Below are 15,496 nucleotides of genomic sequence, written 5' to 3'. Positions count from 1 at the left end.
GCAACGCCCCGAGGCTCCGCCGGTGCTCACGCTGCGGGCGGGAGTGGGGGGAGAGACGTGGCGGCCGTCATAAACATCGAAAGGCGGGCACTCAAGGATGGCCACCCGGCCCCACATCCGAGGTATCTTAGACGCCGGTGAAGGTGCAGACGAGGAGAAAGTCCCTAGGCGCAATAGCCTAGGGACAGACGGCTTATTGTAGCCGTTATCCCTATATCTCTGTCTAAGAGATAAGACTTCTGGTATTAAGAGTTTTAAAGGCTATAAACAGTTATTATTATGGCAGAGAATAAAGATATAGAGAGAGGGAGGAGGTTACTTATACCGCCTTATTTGACGCCGCAACAAGAGAAAAAGGAACAGAAAAAGGGAGAACGTAGAGTTAGAGTAAAGGCGGCAGAGGGCGTAGAGGAGGGTGTGGCTAAATTACCTACTGATGTATACGAGGAGCTTGGCAGGCCAGAAGAGGTTGAAATCGTGGCGCCCGGGGGTTCTGCACATGAAAAAAAGAGAGTTTTCAAAGTTGTTCACGACGAAAAAGTGCCAAAGGGCGAGGTTCATATATCTATAGACGTTCTTAGGACACTTGGCGTTGCCGATGGCACTGTGGTAACTATAAGGAAGAAATGAAGGGCGTGCTAAAGGGGCTTGCAGTAGTAGTAGAAGATGTAGAATTTGCTAGGAAATTATACAAAGAAGGTTTCTACGGCAGGTTCTTAGGTTATGATAAAGTAAGAAGAGAGGAAGTTGACAAGATATCCGCTCCTTTGATATTGGCGCTGTATGAAGCTCTTTATCTAGCTGAGAGAGGTAAGCTAAAGGTAGTGTCAAAAAACGGCACAGAAGTACTGCCGGAAAAATTAATAGAATTAGGCAGAGAGAAGATAAAAAATTTTGATGATATATACAAGATCTATAAGTATTTCCGAGATCTTGGATATGTTGTTAAAAGTGGACTTAAATTCGGCGCTCTCTTTTCCGTCTACGAGAGAGGCCCAGGCATAGACCACGCTCCTATGGTTGTAGTGTTTCTAGAACCTGACAGAGGGATTTCTGCCACCGATATAACAAGAGGGGGCAGGCTGAGCCATAGTGTTAAAAAGACCTTTACTCTAGCAACAGTGTCTAAACAAACTGGAGAAGTAGTGCTACTTGGTTTCTCTTGGGCTAAACTTTAAAAGTGGAATTCGAAATTGGTTCATGATAACGGCAAGTAGAGCGGCACTAGAACAAGAAATATACCTAAGGTCTCTAACAGGATATCTAGTTGGTCAACATATGTTGGAAGGGTATAGGAGAGTGGCAGTGATAACATATCCAGATAGGATATGTAGCGCGATGGCTGCCGCACTCATTACGTCTTATGTTGCAAAAGACAATTACAGAGACGAGGTTGCAATCGTCCTCACATACGAAGACGGAAAGGAGGCTGAAGTGGCTAAGAAGGTAATAGACTACAAGCCGGATATAGTATATCTATCTTTCGGAGGCGAGCAGAAGCTCAGCTACGTCGCCGAGATCACGAAGAAGATTCTATCAGCTCTATCGCAAGCCGGCTATAAGGGCGCCATAGGTATCCACGTGAGAGTGTGGCTAGCTACCAAGCAATTGTCCGCCGTGTTGGCAGATAAGAAGCTTGCAGACTATCTCGCATCGCTAAAGGAGATACGACTCTTCACAGCCGACGTTCCAAACCGCAAGTTCTTTTTCCACAGGGTGAAGATTGAGGGTAACGTTGCAAAGTTAGAAAAATATAGAGAGGTTGATATTACCTCAGAACATGCAAAATTGCTGTCGATAAGCCTGCCGCCGCCCGAATAATTAGTCTATTTTTAATTCTGCTACTCCGTATTCTCCCGCTTTTGTCACTACTATTTGTAAAACGCCCTCCCGGTAGATGGCCCGCGCGCTGTCTACCCTTAGTCTGTAGGGTAGCTCTATTTTTCTAGATACTGGAAAGTTAGAAATTCTTTCTCTTCTTACAGGCTTCCCTCCCCCGTCTTGTGTCGGAGAGGCTACTATTTCTACTGCTCTATCATATATCCTCACCTTTATGTTTTCTTTCTTCACCCCAGGTAAATCGACATATATGACGATGTTGTCTCCTAAGTCGTATATGTCTACATCAGGTTGTCTCTCCACTTTGCCGACGTTAGTATCGTATAACTCTTTTAGTCCCTCTTCGATTTTTTTGACAGGCTCCATAAATTAATAACGCACCTAGCTAAAAAACAGAGCCTAGTATTATCCGAATTATTTTGGTTGCACCACGCCGATTACTTCGCCGTACGCGTTGACCGGAAATGAACGGCCGCATTTGGGACATGTAATACTAAAGCCGATATTATACCAACTCTCTCCTATCTCTATCTCAAACTTGTGTTTACAATATGGACATGTCACTCTCACTTTCAGAGTCTTTTCAAGTTCACCTCCTGAATATTCCCAATCTTCGGGAAATTCTTGAGCGACCATAGTCTCCGAGTTGATAGCCTTATATATAATTTTCTTTAGAAGACGTGGACTTTTTCGAAGTTGTCCAAAGGAGAAGATCAATTAGGAGGTTTAAGAGGGTTAAGATACCAGAAGAAGACGTTGTAAAAATCATGGAGGCCGGTAGAGCCGCGCCTACCGATGCCACTCTCCACCTCTGGAGCGCCATAAGGGTAGTAGATGAGACAAAGAGGGCCGAGATAGCCCGTTTAATAGAGCAGCCACATGTTGAGGAAGGTGCGGAATTTTTCGTATTTCTAGCGGATCTATACCGCTTAGGGGAGCTTCTGAGGTATCGAGGCAACGACATAGTTGAACATAGACTTGCGTTGTTCGTCTTCGCCGCTATAGACGCTGCGTTAGCAGCTGAAAACATGGCTTTAGCAGCGACAGCGCTTGGATATGGCTCTTGTTTCATCGGCGCTGTACAGAATGCACCACGTGAGCTTATAAAAATTCTGAATTTACCTAAACTCACCTATCCTCTCTTTGGGCTTGTAATTGGCGTTCCTGACGAATACCCACCACCGCGGCCTCGTCTACCACTAGACATGTTGTTTCACCTAAATGAATACAGGAGATATACAGAGGCAGAGTTAAAAAATGCTTTTACAGAGATGTCAAGAGTCTCAAAGAGCGGCAATTGGCTAAGACTATTGATTAAATATGCAGGGAGAGGCGGATATTTCGATAGCCGTGGTACAACATTAGAAACGCTTCTTAAAGAACTTGACTTTATCTGAAAGTTTTTATATATAGGATAGGTCTAGGCGATATGGCCACAATTAAGGGCGTAGTTATTTCTAAACAACTTGTCTATGACCCCACTGGTGCAAGGTATATAAAAATCGATATTATAGAAGAGAAAGAACTACCAGGGCCTGTTGCGGCTTTTTCCACACAAGACGAACAAACGGCGCAGTTGATGCGAGAGGTCATGCCTCTTGTAACGCAGATAGTGCGATCACTCCCGTTTGGCGGAGGTAAAATTGCTGTCCCGAGAGTTACGCTGTGGTTAGCAGATGATGAAGCTGAGATGTTTGGAGATGTTGATGTCGGCGATATAGTTTTAATAATTATAGAGGGTGGGGAAATTAGGATAAAGCCAGAAAGTTAAAATAGCTATATAGGGCTTCTTCTGTGATTTCAGACGCGTATAGGCTCAAATATACCTTCGGCGTTGACTATGGTACTAGTTATATTAAATATGGCCCAATTACACTTAACGAACCGAAGATTACACAGACGAGAGGTCTCTTTCTTAGAGATCTTCCAGAGTCTGTAAAAATGCGGATACCCCCAGAAGTATTGTCGAGGGGTCTTGTAGTTGGAGATGAAGAAGTACGTAAGTACCTCTCTAGTGTTAGAGATGTACAGCGTAATCTTAAGTATCCTCTAAAAGACGGCATAGCTAGGAGAGATGATGAAGACGCTTGGAGAGTTTTAAAAGAGCTTGCAAGGTATACTCTGGCGCAGTTTCCAGTATCTGATCCAGAATTCAGAGGTTGGCTTATCTCTATTGCACTATCCGCCCTAGCGCCCGATTATATGTATAAATCTTTTTTTGACATATATACAGAGCTTGCAAACGAATTTAAAATATATGCGGTGACGATATTACCTCAACCATTGGCAGTCGCTATTGCAGAAAACGCTGTTAACTGCATAATTGTAGAGGGGGGGCATGGCAATATACAAATAGCGCCAATTAGCTTCGCGCTCATTAGAGAGGGGCTTGTGGCGTTGAACAGAGGAGGAGCGGAGGCCAACGCGATAACTAGGGAGATTTTAAAAGATATAGGCTACAGTGACATCGCTAGAGAAGAATATGCGGTTGAAGTAGTGAAGAGGGCTGTTGGCCTAGTCCCTAGGAATTTAAAAGAAGCTATTAAAACGGCAAAGTCTGACCCAGATAGATTTGTGACTAAGGTCAGACTGTCTCCTGTTGTAGAAGTGGAGTTTCCAAAAGAATACGCATGGACGAGGTTCTTAATTGGCGAAATAGTCTTTGACCCCAACCACGAGGAGATAAAGAGCTACATTGAGCAGTCACGTCTCCATATAGAAAACGCAGTTATAGGCGATGTTACTCTCTATGGAGAGATGGATGTAGCAACAGCGATTATCGCTTCACTTAGAAACGTCTCTGTAGAGATACAGGATAGAGTGGCCTCTCAGATAATTCTCAGCGGAGGTGCCTTTAGCTGGCGTGTACCTCCAGGTTTAGAAGATGTGGCTGTAGATAGTGTCACCAGGGTGAAAATAGCGCTGGAGGAGAAGAACCCGGTGTTGGCGTCTCGAGTAAACGTGCGCCTTGTTTTAGAGCCACAATATTCTGTCTGGAGAGGCGCTGTAATATATGGCTATGCCCTGCCTCTCTCGCTTGAATGGTCTGATTCAACAAAAGAGGGTTGGTACTTTATTAAGTAGGTGTGGAGTTTCCAAAACTATTAGTTATTAGATACTTTTCTGAAACTCTTGGGATGAAATATATTGGGGAAAGCGGGTGGATTCTTCTTTTTGAAGAAGGACTAAATAAAGTGGCAGTAGGGGTCTATTTCTCTGAGATCTATGAGGAGGCCGAGATATATAAGCGGGTGGGCGAATTATTGACAAAAGAGGTCTCAAAGATATATCTTGCTATTCTGCCAGAGGCTACTCTATTTATAGATCCACGGTACTTTAAAAACCAAGGAGTTGGGGTGGTTGTAGTTGATCCATCTAGAGGGCTTGAGGGCGTCGAGATTAAGATATTTGCAAAACCGCGATTAACAGCTACTACTGTGGCTGATACTAACAAGTTCGAAATTCTAAAGTCGACTATGCTTGAGTATATAAATTCTCAATTGAAAAAACTAGAGGAAACGCTTTATGAAAAATTAAAGAGGTATATAGATCAGAGAATCGAAGAAGTAAGACGACAGACCGGTGGACAACCTCCTAGAGAGACCCAAGTTACACCAGGTTCTGTGGTGGAGAACGAGTGGGTTAGAATTTTAAGGTCTAGAGGAAAGAGTGGGAGTTAATAATATAAGTGTCTTTATAGCATTATATACTGTGGATGTACTGCTTGAAGAAGTTAGAAGAGTATTTGGAAATACAGAAGAGGGGAGACTTGCGGAGTCTCTAATAGTTGCGTATAGGCAGGGCGGCGTAAAAGCTGCTAAAAACACGTTAGTAGAATATCTCAGGAGATTAGGCATCGATGTGGAGGATAGAAAAGATTGAACTAGAAAATTTCAGGTCATACAAGGGGAGACATGAGGTAAGCCTAGGGGATGTTACAATTTTATTGGGAAGAATCGGGGCTGGGAAGACCTCTCTCCTATATGCCATAGAATATGCCCTCTTTGGAAAACAGCTTGAGGTAAGAGAGAGAGTAGCAAAACTTGTAGATCTGATTAATGTAGACGCTCAGGAAGCCAATGTAGCGCTAGAATTACGCAGAGGCAACGACAAACTTCGTATAGAAAGAAGACTAGGGCGGCGGGGATCTGAGAAGCTTGTTGTACTTTATAACGGCATTAAACTAAGAGATAGAGATGCTGAAGAAAGACTAGTTGAACTCATAGGAGCCGACGAAGACATATATGAACGACTTGTATATATTTCGCATAGGACTCTAGAGGGTTTTATATACGGCACAGCACAAAAGAGAACGCTTTCAGTAGACCGTCTATTTGGTATTGACATAATTGACAACATTTTAAGAGTTGTGTCATCTATAGAGAAATATCTGTTGGAGAAAGCCGAAAATTTGAGAAAAAGACTTTCTACATATGAAAAATATAGAGATATAATTAAGAAATATGGTGGCTATAAAGGCGTTGTAACTAGGTTAGAGACTATAGAAGGTGAGCTGGCGGCGTTAAAAGAGCGCGAGGTAAATCTTACTAAAACAGTAGAAGAGTTAGCCAAGAGAAGAGCCGGCTATTTGGAGAAAATCAGAGAGAACGAGAACATTTTATTGGAGTATTACAAAACGAGATCTGAATTAGAGATCTTGGAATCAACTACAGGCGAAGATGTTGGTTTAGACGCCGTTGAGAAAATTAGAGACGCTCTGCAAGAGGCCTTAGAGGAGTATGAACATATACTGGGGCATGAGCTTCTTGAAAAACTCACAACTAGAGACCTAGAATCTTTATCGGCTGCCATGGTTGAAGCTTATGAGGCCCTTGTTAGATTATCAAAAGATTTAGAGAGTCAGATTTCTGAAGTACGAAAGACATACGAACAGTATCTAGCTAGGGTGAAGAAGCTTGAAGACGAAATTAAAGAAGTTGAGACTAAACTGAGGAGACTTGAAAGGTCATATATACGGTTTAAAGAGCTTCAGAAGTCGTTTCAATCTCTAGAAACGGCTAAAGCTGCCCTCAACGAGTTGAAGAGGAGGCTCGAAGAAACTGAGAAATCTATGGCATATATTTCGGCTCTTAAGACGGTATCTCTCTATATTGCGGAAATAGGCGTCAATAGATGTCCTATATGCGGCTCTCCCATAAGTCGGGAGGTTGCGTTAAACATAGCTAGAGAGGTAGAGAGCAAATTTGGCGAGTTAATACACGAAGTAGAAAATCTAAAGGAGAGGATTAGAGAGTATGAAAAAGCTGTAGACGAAATGGAAATATTAAGCGGCGAGGTTGCAGAGTATTTATCCACAAAGAATAGACTAGAGGAGTTAAAACTTGAGAGAGAAGAAATCATTAAGAAAATGATACAGGCTGAAAAAGCACTTAAACAACTAGAGAGACGTGTTGAAAAATTACACTCTTTGATAACTAGGGTTGACAAACGCACGATTTTAGATGCGCTTTCTAAATATGGAAAGATGCTTAGAGTTCGAGAGCTAAAACGCCGCCTTAAAGAGCTTGAGGAAATGTTAAACAAAGCCGGCGTCGTTAGAGAAATCTTAGATGTGGAAATGCGCTGGAGGGAGATTACCGAAGAGCTAGAGAGAACTTCTAGCCGTTTAGCAGAATTATACAGAGAGAAGGCTGTATTAGAAGAGATTGTAAGAGAAGTGGGGGGAGATGCGGAAAATTTGAAAAAGGCACTAGATAACACGCTTTATGCCTATAGCAAGCTACAAGAAGTTAAGGCAAAGTTTGAACTTGTCAAAGTCAACGCGAGAGCTCGGTTAGTGGAGATTGCAAAATCTCGCTTTAACGAAGTATTTCTAACGCTCTATAGATATGGCGATATTTCAAAAGTAAATGTAGATCTAGAACAACGTAAGGGCTACTACGACTTCTATGCGATATCTCCCACTGGCGAGAGATACGGTATTTCAAAGCTAAGCGATGGACAAAGACTTTCGATAGCTCTAGCCCTAGCTCTCGCGCTTAGGGAAATATCCAATATACAAATTGGCTTTATAATATTTGACGAACCTATTCCATATGTTGATGTAAATATCAGGAGAGCTTTCGCAGAATTAGTTAGATCTCTTTCTTCACGTTATCAGATCGTAGTAGCTACACAGTCTGGCGATTTTGCAGATGTGATAAAAGACGCGGTTCCAAACGCAAGACTATATATGGTGACTAAGGAGGAAAGTTCTAGAGTTGCAGAGTAAAGTAACGTAATCTTCAGAGCTCCAGACCTTACTCATCTTTCGTAGGCCCCACGTATTTATCATCACTAGTGAGCAACTAGGATTACAAATAAAAACAATGGCTTCTTTTTCAACGCTTAAATAATTAACGGCTTTCTATCTCATGGATTTCTCAATTACTATTACTACCTTATTGACTGCAACTATTGTCACTATTTTGTCATTCTTCTTACTTTTATATTCTATAAGGAGATTATTTCTAAAAGTTATTTCAAGTGAACAGTTTTATTTAGTTAAATTTCTAATAGTTTTATTTTCTATTTCGCTTTTTCTCGCAATTGTTTCCCCAATGACACAATTACACTATCTTTTCTACTTAGTGTTAGTTGTTTTTATAGTTGCCATGGGAGTTTTAACTCTTGGAACTAGGCGTATATTAGAACAATATCTTACAGGGCTGTTTATTGCCAAAGTATTAGATCTTCATATCGGAGACTATATAGAACTCGACAATATACGCGGTTACATAACTGCACTTGAAGATGTGTATATAGTTTTGAGAGATCCACGAAGAGAGTATGTCTACATACCATATACAGTGTTATTACAGACGCCATTTAGACGTGTAAAAGCTCCTGAGGGTCATGAAGTTAGAATAAGACTATTTATACCCCGTCGGCAGGAGTTGAAAAGAGTTAGAGAACTTGTAAACGAAGTTGCTAAAGAGTATGGACTAGAGCGACTGAGTGTAGATGTCGAAAAAATAGGCGTGAAGGGCATAGTTTTAGTTGTACGAGGACTTTTGAGAGATCCGCGACAAGAGGATGAACTAAAGTATGCAATACTAGATAGAGTGTATACAGAGTTAGGCCTACGTTGATATTTACGATGCAATTTTCTATTCTGTGAGTTCTTGTAAATACGCCCGCGGGCCTATTGCGATGAGATAATCACCCTCTTGTATCTCTGCATCTTTTGCAACTACAAACTCGCCATCTCGTATAACCGCTACCTTGGCCCCTGTATCTTCTTCTATTTCGCCTATTGTTTTTCCAAGTAGCTTGGAATCTGACGTAACTAAGATCTCTAACATAGCAACATCTCCTCTGATTTGTAGCAATCTTACAAATTTTAGATTGAGTAGTCTAAATAGCCTAGATAACACGCAGTGGTATGTAACAATGGCAATTATACCCTCCTCTTCCGCTGTTGTTGCAATGGCGTCACTTCTAGTGGTTATAACAACGATAGGCACTCCCTGGGACTTAGCTACTTTTGCAAATGTTAGGTTAAACATATCATTTGGAGATGGAAAAATCGCTATTTCGACACGAGAAAAATCTAACTCTCTGATTATTTTCTCGTAGTTTTCTGTCAAGTTGTGTATATAAACCGGTTCTCTCTCATAGGCTTTCCCTCGCTCTGGTGTCGCTAGTACTCTCACTATATACCCATTTTCTACAAGTACTCTAGCTAATTGAGGGCCTAAGTCGTCATTGCTATCTAGTATTAATGCCTCTTTAACCACATGACCTTGATGACACAAGGTTTATAGATTTTAAGCCTAAGTACATATGTATAATAACAATAAACAATCTAAGTGTCCTTACAATAGAATTCTAAAAGAAAATACTTAGTTTTTATATATGATCATTGAAAATGATGATATAGAGCTATAAAAATTTATATAGCAAATTGATAAAGAGACAGAATGCGCAGGGCGACTATAGCCGTAAGGGGTTACAGAAACTCCGACCCTTACGGCTCGCTTCAGCCTCCTATTTATCAGACTGCATTATTTAGAATGGAGGGAGAGGCCCAGAAGTCAGACAGGGGATTTGACCTCAAATATAGCAGAGAAGAAAATCCCACTCTACGTCCTCTTGAAGAGGCTTTAGCTTCTCTTGAAGGAGGCGTAGACTCACTTGCTTTTAATAGCGGCATGGCTGCCCTATCTTCTGTGTTTTTATCTCTACTGCGTTCAGACGCAAAAATATTAGTAACGATGGAGGCCTACGGCGCGACATTACGGCTTTTAAGTTCTCTAAGTAAATTTGGCGTAAAGATGCAAAAGGCGTATCCAAGCACAGACGTATATATTGAATTTCTAAAGGAGAGCAGACCGAATGTTGTATTTTTTGAAACAATTACAAATCCTACGTTGAGAGTTTTAGACACTCCAGAAGTTATTAAAGCAGCAAAAGATCTGGGGGCTACCGTAGTTGTTGACAACACTTTTGCAACGCCTGTATTAATACAGCCTATATCTCACGGCGCGGACTTTGTTGTACATTCTACGTCTAAATATATCGCTGGCCATAACGATGTAATAGGCGGTGTGGCTGTGGTATCTAAACGAGAGCTACTTGAGGAGTTGTGGGTCTGGAGAGCTATGCTTGGCGGCATTATGCAGCCGTTTGAGGCATTTCTCACGCTACGCGGTCTTAAAACGCTATTTGTAAGATTTGAACAGCAATGTAGATCCGCAAAGGCAGTCGCAGAGTTTTTATCTGAGCATAGCAAGGTAAGCGAAGTTATATACCCAGGCTTGTCCAGCCATCCAGATCATGCTATCGCAAAAAAACTTTTTGGCGATAAATTTGGCGCCGTAGTTTCCTTTAGGGTAAAGGGCGGCAAGGAGACAGTTATTAAATTCTTTAAGTCGTTAAGATTAATAACGCCAGGCCCGAGTCTTGGGGGCGTGGAAAGTATTGCCACATACCCTGTGGCAAGCGCGGCCTCGCCTATTCCCGAAGAAGATAGAAAAATCCTAGGGATAACAGAAGATCTAGTCAGACTTTCCGTAGGACTTGAAGATGTGAATGATATAATCAACGACTTAGCTCAAGCTCTTGAGAACGTAATACCATAAACAGTAGAGAGAGCTAATACACAGACTCTAGGTACGTCCCCCTATCTCTTTCTTGGCCTCTTTTTGGGGGGTTTGGGGGTCTGTCTTGGGGTGGGGCTTGTGTGGGGTTGGACGTCTGATTGTTTTATCTCTGTCTGCCGCCTTAGGGGGCTGGACGTCGTTTATGTGTAGTAGAGAGGCCGCCGGAGAGGCGGCTTGTCACACCTTCTCTACCAACTCTCGACACCTCTCCCACACCCACGCCATCAAGACGTCGTCCCCATACACATTAATATCTCTAAAATGTCTCCTCGATTACCTCGTGCACCAACCCCCGCTTGTCTCTAGTCGATAGAGCGTTGAGTTCTTCAGTCGTGAGCTTTGAGTTCTTCTTGTCCCGTCAACTCCTTGCTCAACTACTACCACTTGAGAGGTTGGGATAGAAATGACATCCCAAAGAAAGACACCATAAGAATTACTTCCAGAGCTTATTGACATCTAAGATATATATAACTTACCTTCTGCCGTACTACCTATTCTTAGTAAGCCTTCTGTTCTGTTTATCTGGAGAACTTTATCTCGAGACAACGCCAAGCCGCACGATAAATAGACGTGTTTTGTATCGTTCCACACCTTAAAACGCCCATAGACGTGAATTTCAGAACCGGGAAATTTTAACACTGTCTCAGCTACTTGACATACGTTAGGCGTAGAGTATGTATAGAGTGTTAAAAATATTGCTAGAGTAAATAGGGCAAGAGTGTTAACTGCTATAACCTCTAGAATATCTTCTACCATGTGTTAAAGCGGCAGATAAGCTTGAGTACTTTAAAGGAAATGCCGGGAGGCGCCTCGATTACGCCTTTAGAGAGACATGTAACAAGCCCTGTAATACGATATATAGCTGTTGGATCTCCCCTCTCTGCATAGTATAGAGACTCCGGCCAGTAGACAAATATCGATGTCAAGTCTATTGAGTGAAATTCTACAGGTTTTAGAAATGTCAGAGCGGCCGTTGCCAAGGCAAATATGATAGGGATTAACGCTAATTCAAGCCGCATATAGCCGTCTCTATCTCTCGGGAAAAACTTTAGCAATTTACCACAACGGCTCTGACCCTAATTGTGAAATTCGCATAGATGTATTTCTGTTCTACAACCTCTGTCTTAAAATCTGTGCCTGTGAGACAGAGAGGTACTACATGTGTAAATACAACTGAGTTATGTATCATTTCGATAGACGGCAAGATAATAGAACACTTAGATATATGTACTGTGTTATTAGTAGAGCTGTAAGTTTTGTTAAAGAAGACATTTATAGAGTCTGGACATACGCCTACGCCAACTGCATAGAGCGGTATGCCGCCTCTATTTGTTAAAACCCAGCGGCCTTCACTATATGTATAGTCCACCTTATATTTACGTAGCGAAATAGGAATTTCCGACTTGGCAGACTTCCCGCTTGCCAACGACGTTGCAACGCTCTTTATCAAGGGGTCTGCATGTTGTAGCGCATACGCCGCCACAAGAGACACAATAGCTGTGGCTAATACAGCTGCTATAAGCGATAGTAAATACCTAAGCGTTAACATTTGCCTAGTACTTCTAATGTACTAGACACGCCAATAGAATATCCCATTGAGTCAGCCCAAGTTTTAAAGAAAAGCGACGGTTTTGGACGCCATAGCACTACAACATCTCCAGCCCGTGCCTCTATGTGGTATTTAACTATAGGCAATACGAGTAGTGGATCCCAGGGATATATTAAAGTAGCGTTAATTAATACGCACGACCCCAGCGCCTCTCCTACTTTTGTCCATATACCATTACGCATTAAGTAGAACGCAAAACCTATGACAGGTCCCTCTGCGTTTATTTTTACAACTCCTCTTGAAAAATATACTATTTCAAAGCTCGGTATAACAAATTTATCGACTAACCTAATTCTGTCCACTATATCAACTTCTCCCCAGAATTCACCATTTGTTGTAAGTTGCGAAGTTTGTCCAACGCCGCCAAAAAACGAATGTGACAATATATCTACAGTTTTACAAATATATGGCCTGACTCTCCCTCCCTCTCCTATTACAACATAGCCGTGGAAATAGGGAATTCTGTTTACGTATAGCGATAACGACACGTTGAGGTATAACGTGGTGAAGTTTTGCGGCGTTGTCGAAGTTACGTCTATTCTATACGAGACGTTGTTAGAAATGAAGAAGACGTAACTATAGCGTTTAGACGCGCCCTCTGAAAACTCCTCAATCGTCAAGATCAGGGGACCCGCCCAATCTGTTGGAGTGACATATATCGACTTTTCACCTAACGATAAGTATTGACATGAAACAAGAGGTTTATACTCTGTCCACCAGCCTGGACCTACGTATACGCCGTCCAAGGGTTTCCAGAGTTTTTTAACCTCTGTTAACATATAGTTTTCCACTGGTTTATATATCACACCTTTCTGTATATATGCTACAAATCCTTTTTCTATAAATATACGTATAGTTATATTTTTAATAGTGCCTGTATATATAATTAGAAAAGAGTAACCAGCACCAGGGAGAGCTAGATCTGGAGTAGGCCCCGGCGTAGGCCCCCAGAGAGTTACATCTAGGCTTGTACATATGATAGATCTGCACGCCGTAGTTGGCACTAGAAACACAAGCCAGGGACTTGTCGTATTTGTTGTCATAGACGGTATCCCCAGTGGCAACACGTCGGTCCAGCCCGCCGGGTATTCATACCCATTTACGCCTTCAAAAACATAGTTGTAAAATGTACCGTTTCCTTCAGCTGTTTCGAAGTACAACTTCTCAAATCCACGTGTTGTGTTACGGTAGGAGGCCGTGTTGTAAACTGAACTTAACATAGATACTTGATGCGGCGGTGGGTACTCACACTCTCTTGGTATATCCCAATCACCAGTCGACGGGTTAAATTCGTAAGTCCTAAGTCGGTATGTATGCCAGAAGTACAGAGCTGGATCTCCTACAACTAAGCTCATAAAGTCGCTAAACCTGTCACGTCCGCATATACGTGGGATTTTTGGAATTAGCCAATCGATAAGCGCTAGGTGTGTGACCGGCCATTTATTTGTTGTCCCGACCCTGGTGTAACTTAGGAAAGTGCCATTTACTTTTGTATATACATGTTGTAGGTGTACACAGTTGAGCAACTGCCTAGGCCATTGGCTACATGGATTTGGTGGCGAATACCATGCAGTATAGACTTTCCGAAATGTCTCATCTACAGCAGTCTCAAAGACAGCCCATTTGGTATTGGAAAGCGGCATATTCGTCACACGATATTCTAATTTGCCACGCGAGGCAGCTTCTTCATAATCTACGATATTGCCTCTATCATCTACTACGCGGAGGTATGTGCCAGGAGTTGAGCCTATCCAAACAGACTTATTTCCCATCTCTAAACGCCATAATACTGTAGTTTTTAAAACGGCGACTGAGCCTAAAGGCATATACACCGACACGCCTCTACCTATCGCAGAATATTGTCCATCTTGGACAAGTCCCACGGCTACATATGGCACCAAGATGTGCGGCGTTTTAACTGCGATAGACGCCAACGTCCAGTTCCAAACCCAATTTTTGCCTATCCATGTTGCATTGCCAACTTCATCTACTACAAAGCAGTCGGGCGGTCTGCATGAAAAACCCCCCATTTGTACTACACGTGAGACATACAGCGGAATTTGTCTCGGCGGCCTAACCTCAATTTCGCCCCATCCAATAGGCGCTGCAATTATAGAGATGTCTACTCTCTTAGAAAACGGTATGTTATATACATCGCCTATATAGACAACAATCCCCCTGTCTGTAGATATAGACGCTGAGCATCTCCCTAGATAACACTCTCCATACAGCCACGGGTTTGGAACAACGGCGTAGACATTTCTCAATACGACTATCTCGCCAGGCTTCTTACTATTTATTTCTAACGCCTTCCAAACCCTAGGCGAGGAGGCGCTGACTACGTAGTTATCCCTCGTGTAGGGCGTACACCGGGGCCACGTCAGACTGTCTGGCAGTTCTTTACAAAGGGACGTAAGCCATGAGTAGTAGACATCTGGGCGTAGAGAGACATAAATTCTCTCCTCTGTTCTATATAGAACTTGTGTCTGCAACACGACGAATGATATTTGTCTAACTTCACGCGCCGGCTCTTTCTCTACCTTGTAGTAAATCTGTATAACCTCCAAGCCGTTGTCATACCTAGCTTTACAGAAGTACTCTCCAATAACCCAACTGTCTCCCGGCTTAAAGTATTCTAGAGTGAGAGAGTAGGTCAGATCTCTATCCCATAGTCCAGATGTGGCAGTAGATGCGACTAATAACTTAGATAAGTTGAGAAACCTCTCTCCCCATACTTCAACCCATTGTTGACCCTCTGTAAAAACTACAGTCTGACCTCCCATTCCAAGCGGAGCTAACGCACTAAATGAAAAAGAAATTGTAACAACTGAGGAAGTGTCTAGTTGAAATTCAAACTCTTTCTTACATGTTACAGAAGTTACAACTTGCGAATATACTAATATAGAGAGGAGTAGTAATATTACAATACGCATAGTAAACAATA

General features: G+C 42.3%; 18 protein-coding genes. 11 read left to right on the top strand and 7 right to left on the bottom strand.

Annotated features, from left to right (window positions below; genetic code table 11):
• The first annotated feature begins 279 nt into the window (after positions 1-279).
• From PISL_RS04600 to PISL_RS04590, 3 genes are read left to right on the top strand one after another with little or no spacing between them, the layout of a single operon-like run.
• A complete protein-coding gene (locus tag PISL_RS04600; RefSeq protein WP_011762645.1) occupies positions 280-630 on the top strand; it encodes a hypothetical protein in 351 nt (116 codons plus the stop codon).
• Entirely contained in the window at positions 627-1,178 is a 552-nt protein-coding gene (endA, locus tag PISL_RS04595) for a tRNA-intron lyase (protein ID WP_011762644.1), read from the top strand. The genes PISL_RS04600 and endA overlap by 4 nt, the downstream gene beginning before the upstream one ends.
• A 22-nt stretch (positions 1,179-1,200) precedes the next feature.
• Entirely contained in the window at positions 1,201-1,821 is a 621-nt protein-coding gene (locus PISL_RS04590; protein WP_011762643.1) for a hypothetical protein, read from the top strand.
• Here PISL_RS04590 and PISL_RS04585 read toward each other — a convergent pair whose 3' ends face one another.
• The gene (locus PISL_RS04585; RefSeq protein ID WP_011762642.1) at positions 1,822-2,205 is read right to left on the bottom strand and encodes an Hsp20/alpha crystallin family protein; all 384 of its coding nucleotides are present in this window, start codon (positions 2,203-2,205) and stop codon (positions 1,822-1,824) included. It lies immediately after the preceding gene.
• 48 nt (positions 2,206-2,253) lie between these two features.
• Positions 2,254-2,475, bottom strand: a complete 222-nt coding sequence (locus PISL_RS04580) for a CpXC domain-containing protein (RefSeq protein WP_011762641.1) — start codon at positions 2,473-2,475, stop codon at positions 2,254-2,256.
• 44 nt (positions 2,476-2,519) lie between these two features.
• Between PISL_RS04580 and PISL_RS04575 the strand changes: the two genes are divergently transcribed.
• The 7 genes from PISL_RS04575 (at position 2,520) to PISL_RS04545 (ending at position 8,930) form a co-directional block, all read left to right on the top strand.
• Positions 2,520-3,236 carry a nitroreductase family protein gene (locus PISL_RS04575; RefSeq protein WP_011762640.1) on the top strand — a complete coding sequence of 239 codons (717 nt, stop codon included), beginning with the start codon at positions 2,520-2,522 and terminating at the stop codon, positions 3,234-3,236.
• A gap of 32 nt (positions 3,237-3,268) precedes the next feature.
• Positions 3,269-3,610, top strand: a complete 342-nt coding sequence (locus PISL_RS04570) for an arcadin 1 (RefSeq protein WP_011762639.1) — start codon at positions 3,269-3,271, stop codon at positions 3,608-3,610.
• 23 nt (positions 3,611-3,633) lie between these two features.
• On the top strand, positions 3,634-4,923 hold the full coding sequence (locus PISL_RS04565) for a crenactin (protein WP_011762638.1): 1,290 nt from the start codon (positions 3,634-3,636) through the stop codon (positions 4,921-4,923).
• A 2-nt stretch (positions 4,924-4,925) separates the two neighbouring features.
• Entirely contained in the window at positions 4,926-5,519 is a 594-nt protein-coding gene (gene rkd2 / locus PISL_RS04560; protein WP_011762637.1) for an arcadin-2, read from the top strand.
• Positions 5,520-5,550: 31 nt separating this feature from the next.
• Positions 5,551-5,721 (top strand): arcadin-3, encoded by a 171-nt coding sequence (gene rkd3 / locus PISL_RS04555; protein ID WP_167827620.1) that lies wholly within the window; start codon positions 5,551-5,553, stop codon positions 5,719-5,721.
• Positions 5,699-8,071 (top strand): arcadin-4, encoded by a 2,373-nt coding sequence (gene rkd4 / locus PISL_RS04550; protein WP_011762635.1) that lies wholly within the window; start codon positions 5,699-5,701, stop codon positions 8,069-8,071. Before rkd3 ends, rkd4 begins: the two co-directional genes overlap by 23 nt.
• Before the next feature lie 142 nt (positions 8,072-8,213).
• Positions 8,214-8,930: a mechanosensitive ion channel domain-containing protein gene (locus tag PISL_RS04545; protein WP_011762634.1), complete on the top strand. Its 717-nt coding sequence runs from the start codon at positions 8,214-8,216 to the stop codon at positions 8,928-8,930.
• A gap of 18 nt (positions 8,931-8,948) precedes the next feature.
• On the opposite strand, the gene PISL_RS04540 is transcribed toward PISL_RS04545, so the two are convergent.
• Positions 8,949-9,578: a TrkA C-terminal domain-containing protein gene (locus PISL_RS04540; RefSeq protein WP_011762633.1), complete on the bottom strand. Its 630-nt coding sequence runs from the start codon at positions 9,576-9,578 to the stop codon at positions 8,949-8,951.
• Positions 9,579-9,761: 183 nt separating this feature from the next.
• Here PISL_RS04540 and PISL_RS04535 point away from each other — a divergent pair, with 183 nt between their 5' ends.
• A complete protein-coding gene (locus PISL_RS04535) occupies positions 9,762-10,922 on the top strand; it encodes a cystathionine gamma-synthase family protein (RefSeq protein ID WP_011762632.1) in 1,161 nt (386 codons plus the stop codon).
• Between the two features lie 477 nt (positions 10,923-11,399).
• On the opposite strand, the gene PISL_RS04530 is transcribed toward PISL_RS04535, so the two are convergent.
• Genes PISL_RS04530 through PISL_RS04515 form a run of 4 tightly spaced genes read right to left on the bottom strand, consistent with a single transcriptional unit; the run spans position 11,400 to position 15,485 of the window.
• Positions 11,400-11,699, bottom strand: a complete 300-nt coding sequence (locus tag PISL_RS04530) for a hypothetical protein (RefSeq protein ID WP_011762631.1) — start codon at positions 11,697-11,699, stop codon at positions 11,400-11,402.
• The gene (locus PISL_RS04525) at positions 11,693-11,962 is read right to left on the bottom strand and encodes a hypothetical protein (RefSeq protein WP_011762630.1); all 270 of its coding nucleotides are present in this window, start codon (positions 11,960-11,962) and stop codon (positions 11,693-11,695) included. The genes PISL_RS04530 and PISL_RS04525 overlap by 7 nt, the downstream gene beginning before the upstream one ends.
• 29 nt (positions 11,963-11,991) lie before the next feature.
• A complete protein-coding gene (locus PISL_RS04520) occupies positions 11,992-12,492 on the bottom strand; it encodes a hypothetical protein (protein ID WP_011762629.1) in 501 nt (166 codons plus the stop codon).
• Positions 12,486-15,485 (bottom strand): hypothetical protein, encoded by a 3,000-nt coding sequence (locus PISL_RS04515; protein ID WP_011762628.1) that lies wholly within the window; start codon positions 15,483-15,485, stop codon positions 12,486-12,488. The genes PISL_RS04520 and PISL_RS04515 overlap by 7 nt, the downstream gene beginning before the upstream one ends.
• Between the last annotated feature and the right edge of the window lie 11 nt (positions 15,486-15,496).

The sequence above is a fragment of the Pyrobaculum islandicum DSM 4184 genome (assembly GCF_000015205.1).
GTDB lineage: Archaea > Thermoproteota > Thermoprotei > Thermoproteales > Thermoproteaceae > Pyrobaculum > Pyrobaculum islandicum.
This window is presented reverse-complemented; position numbering and strand designations above follow the sequence as displayed.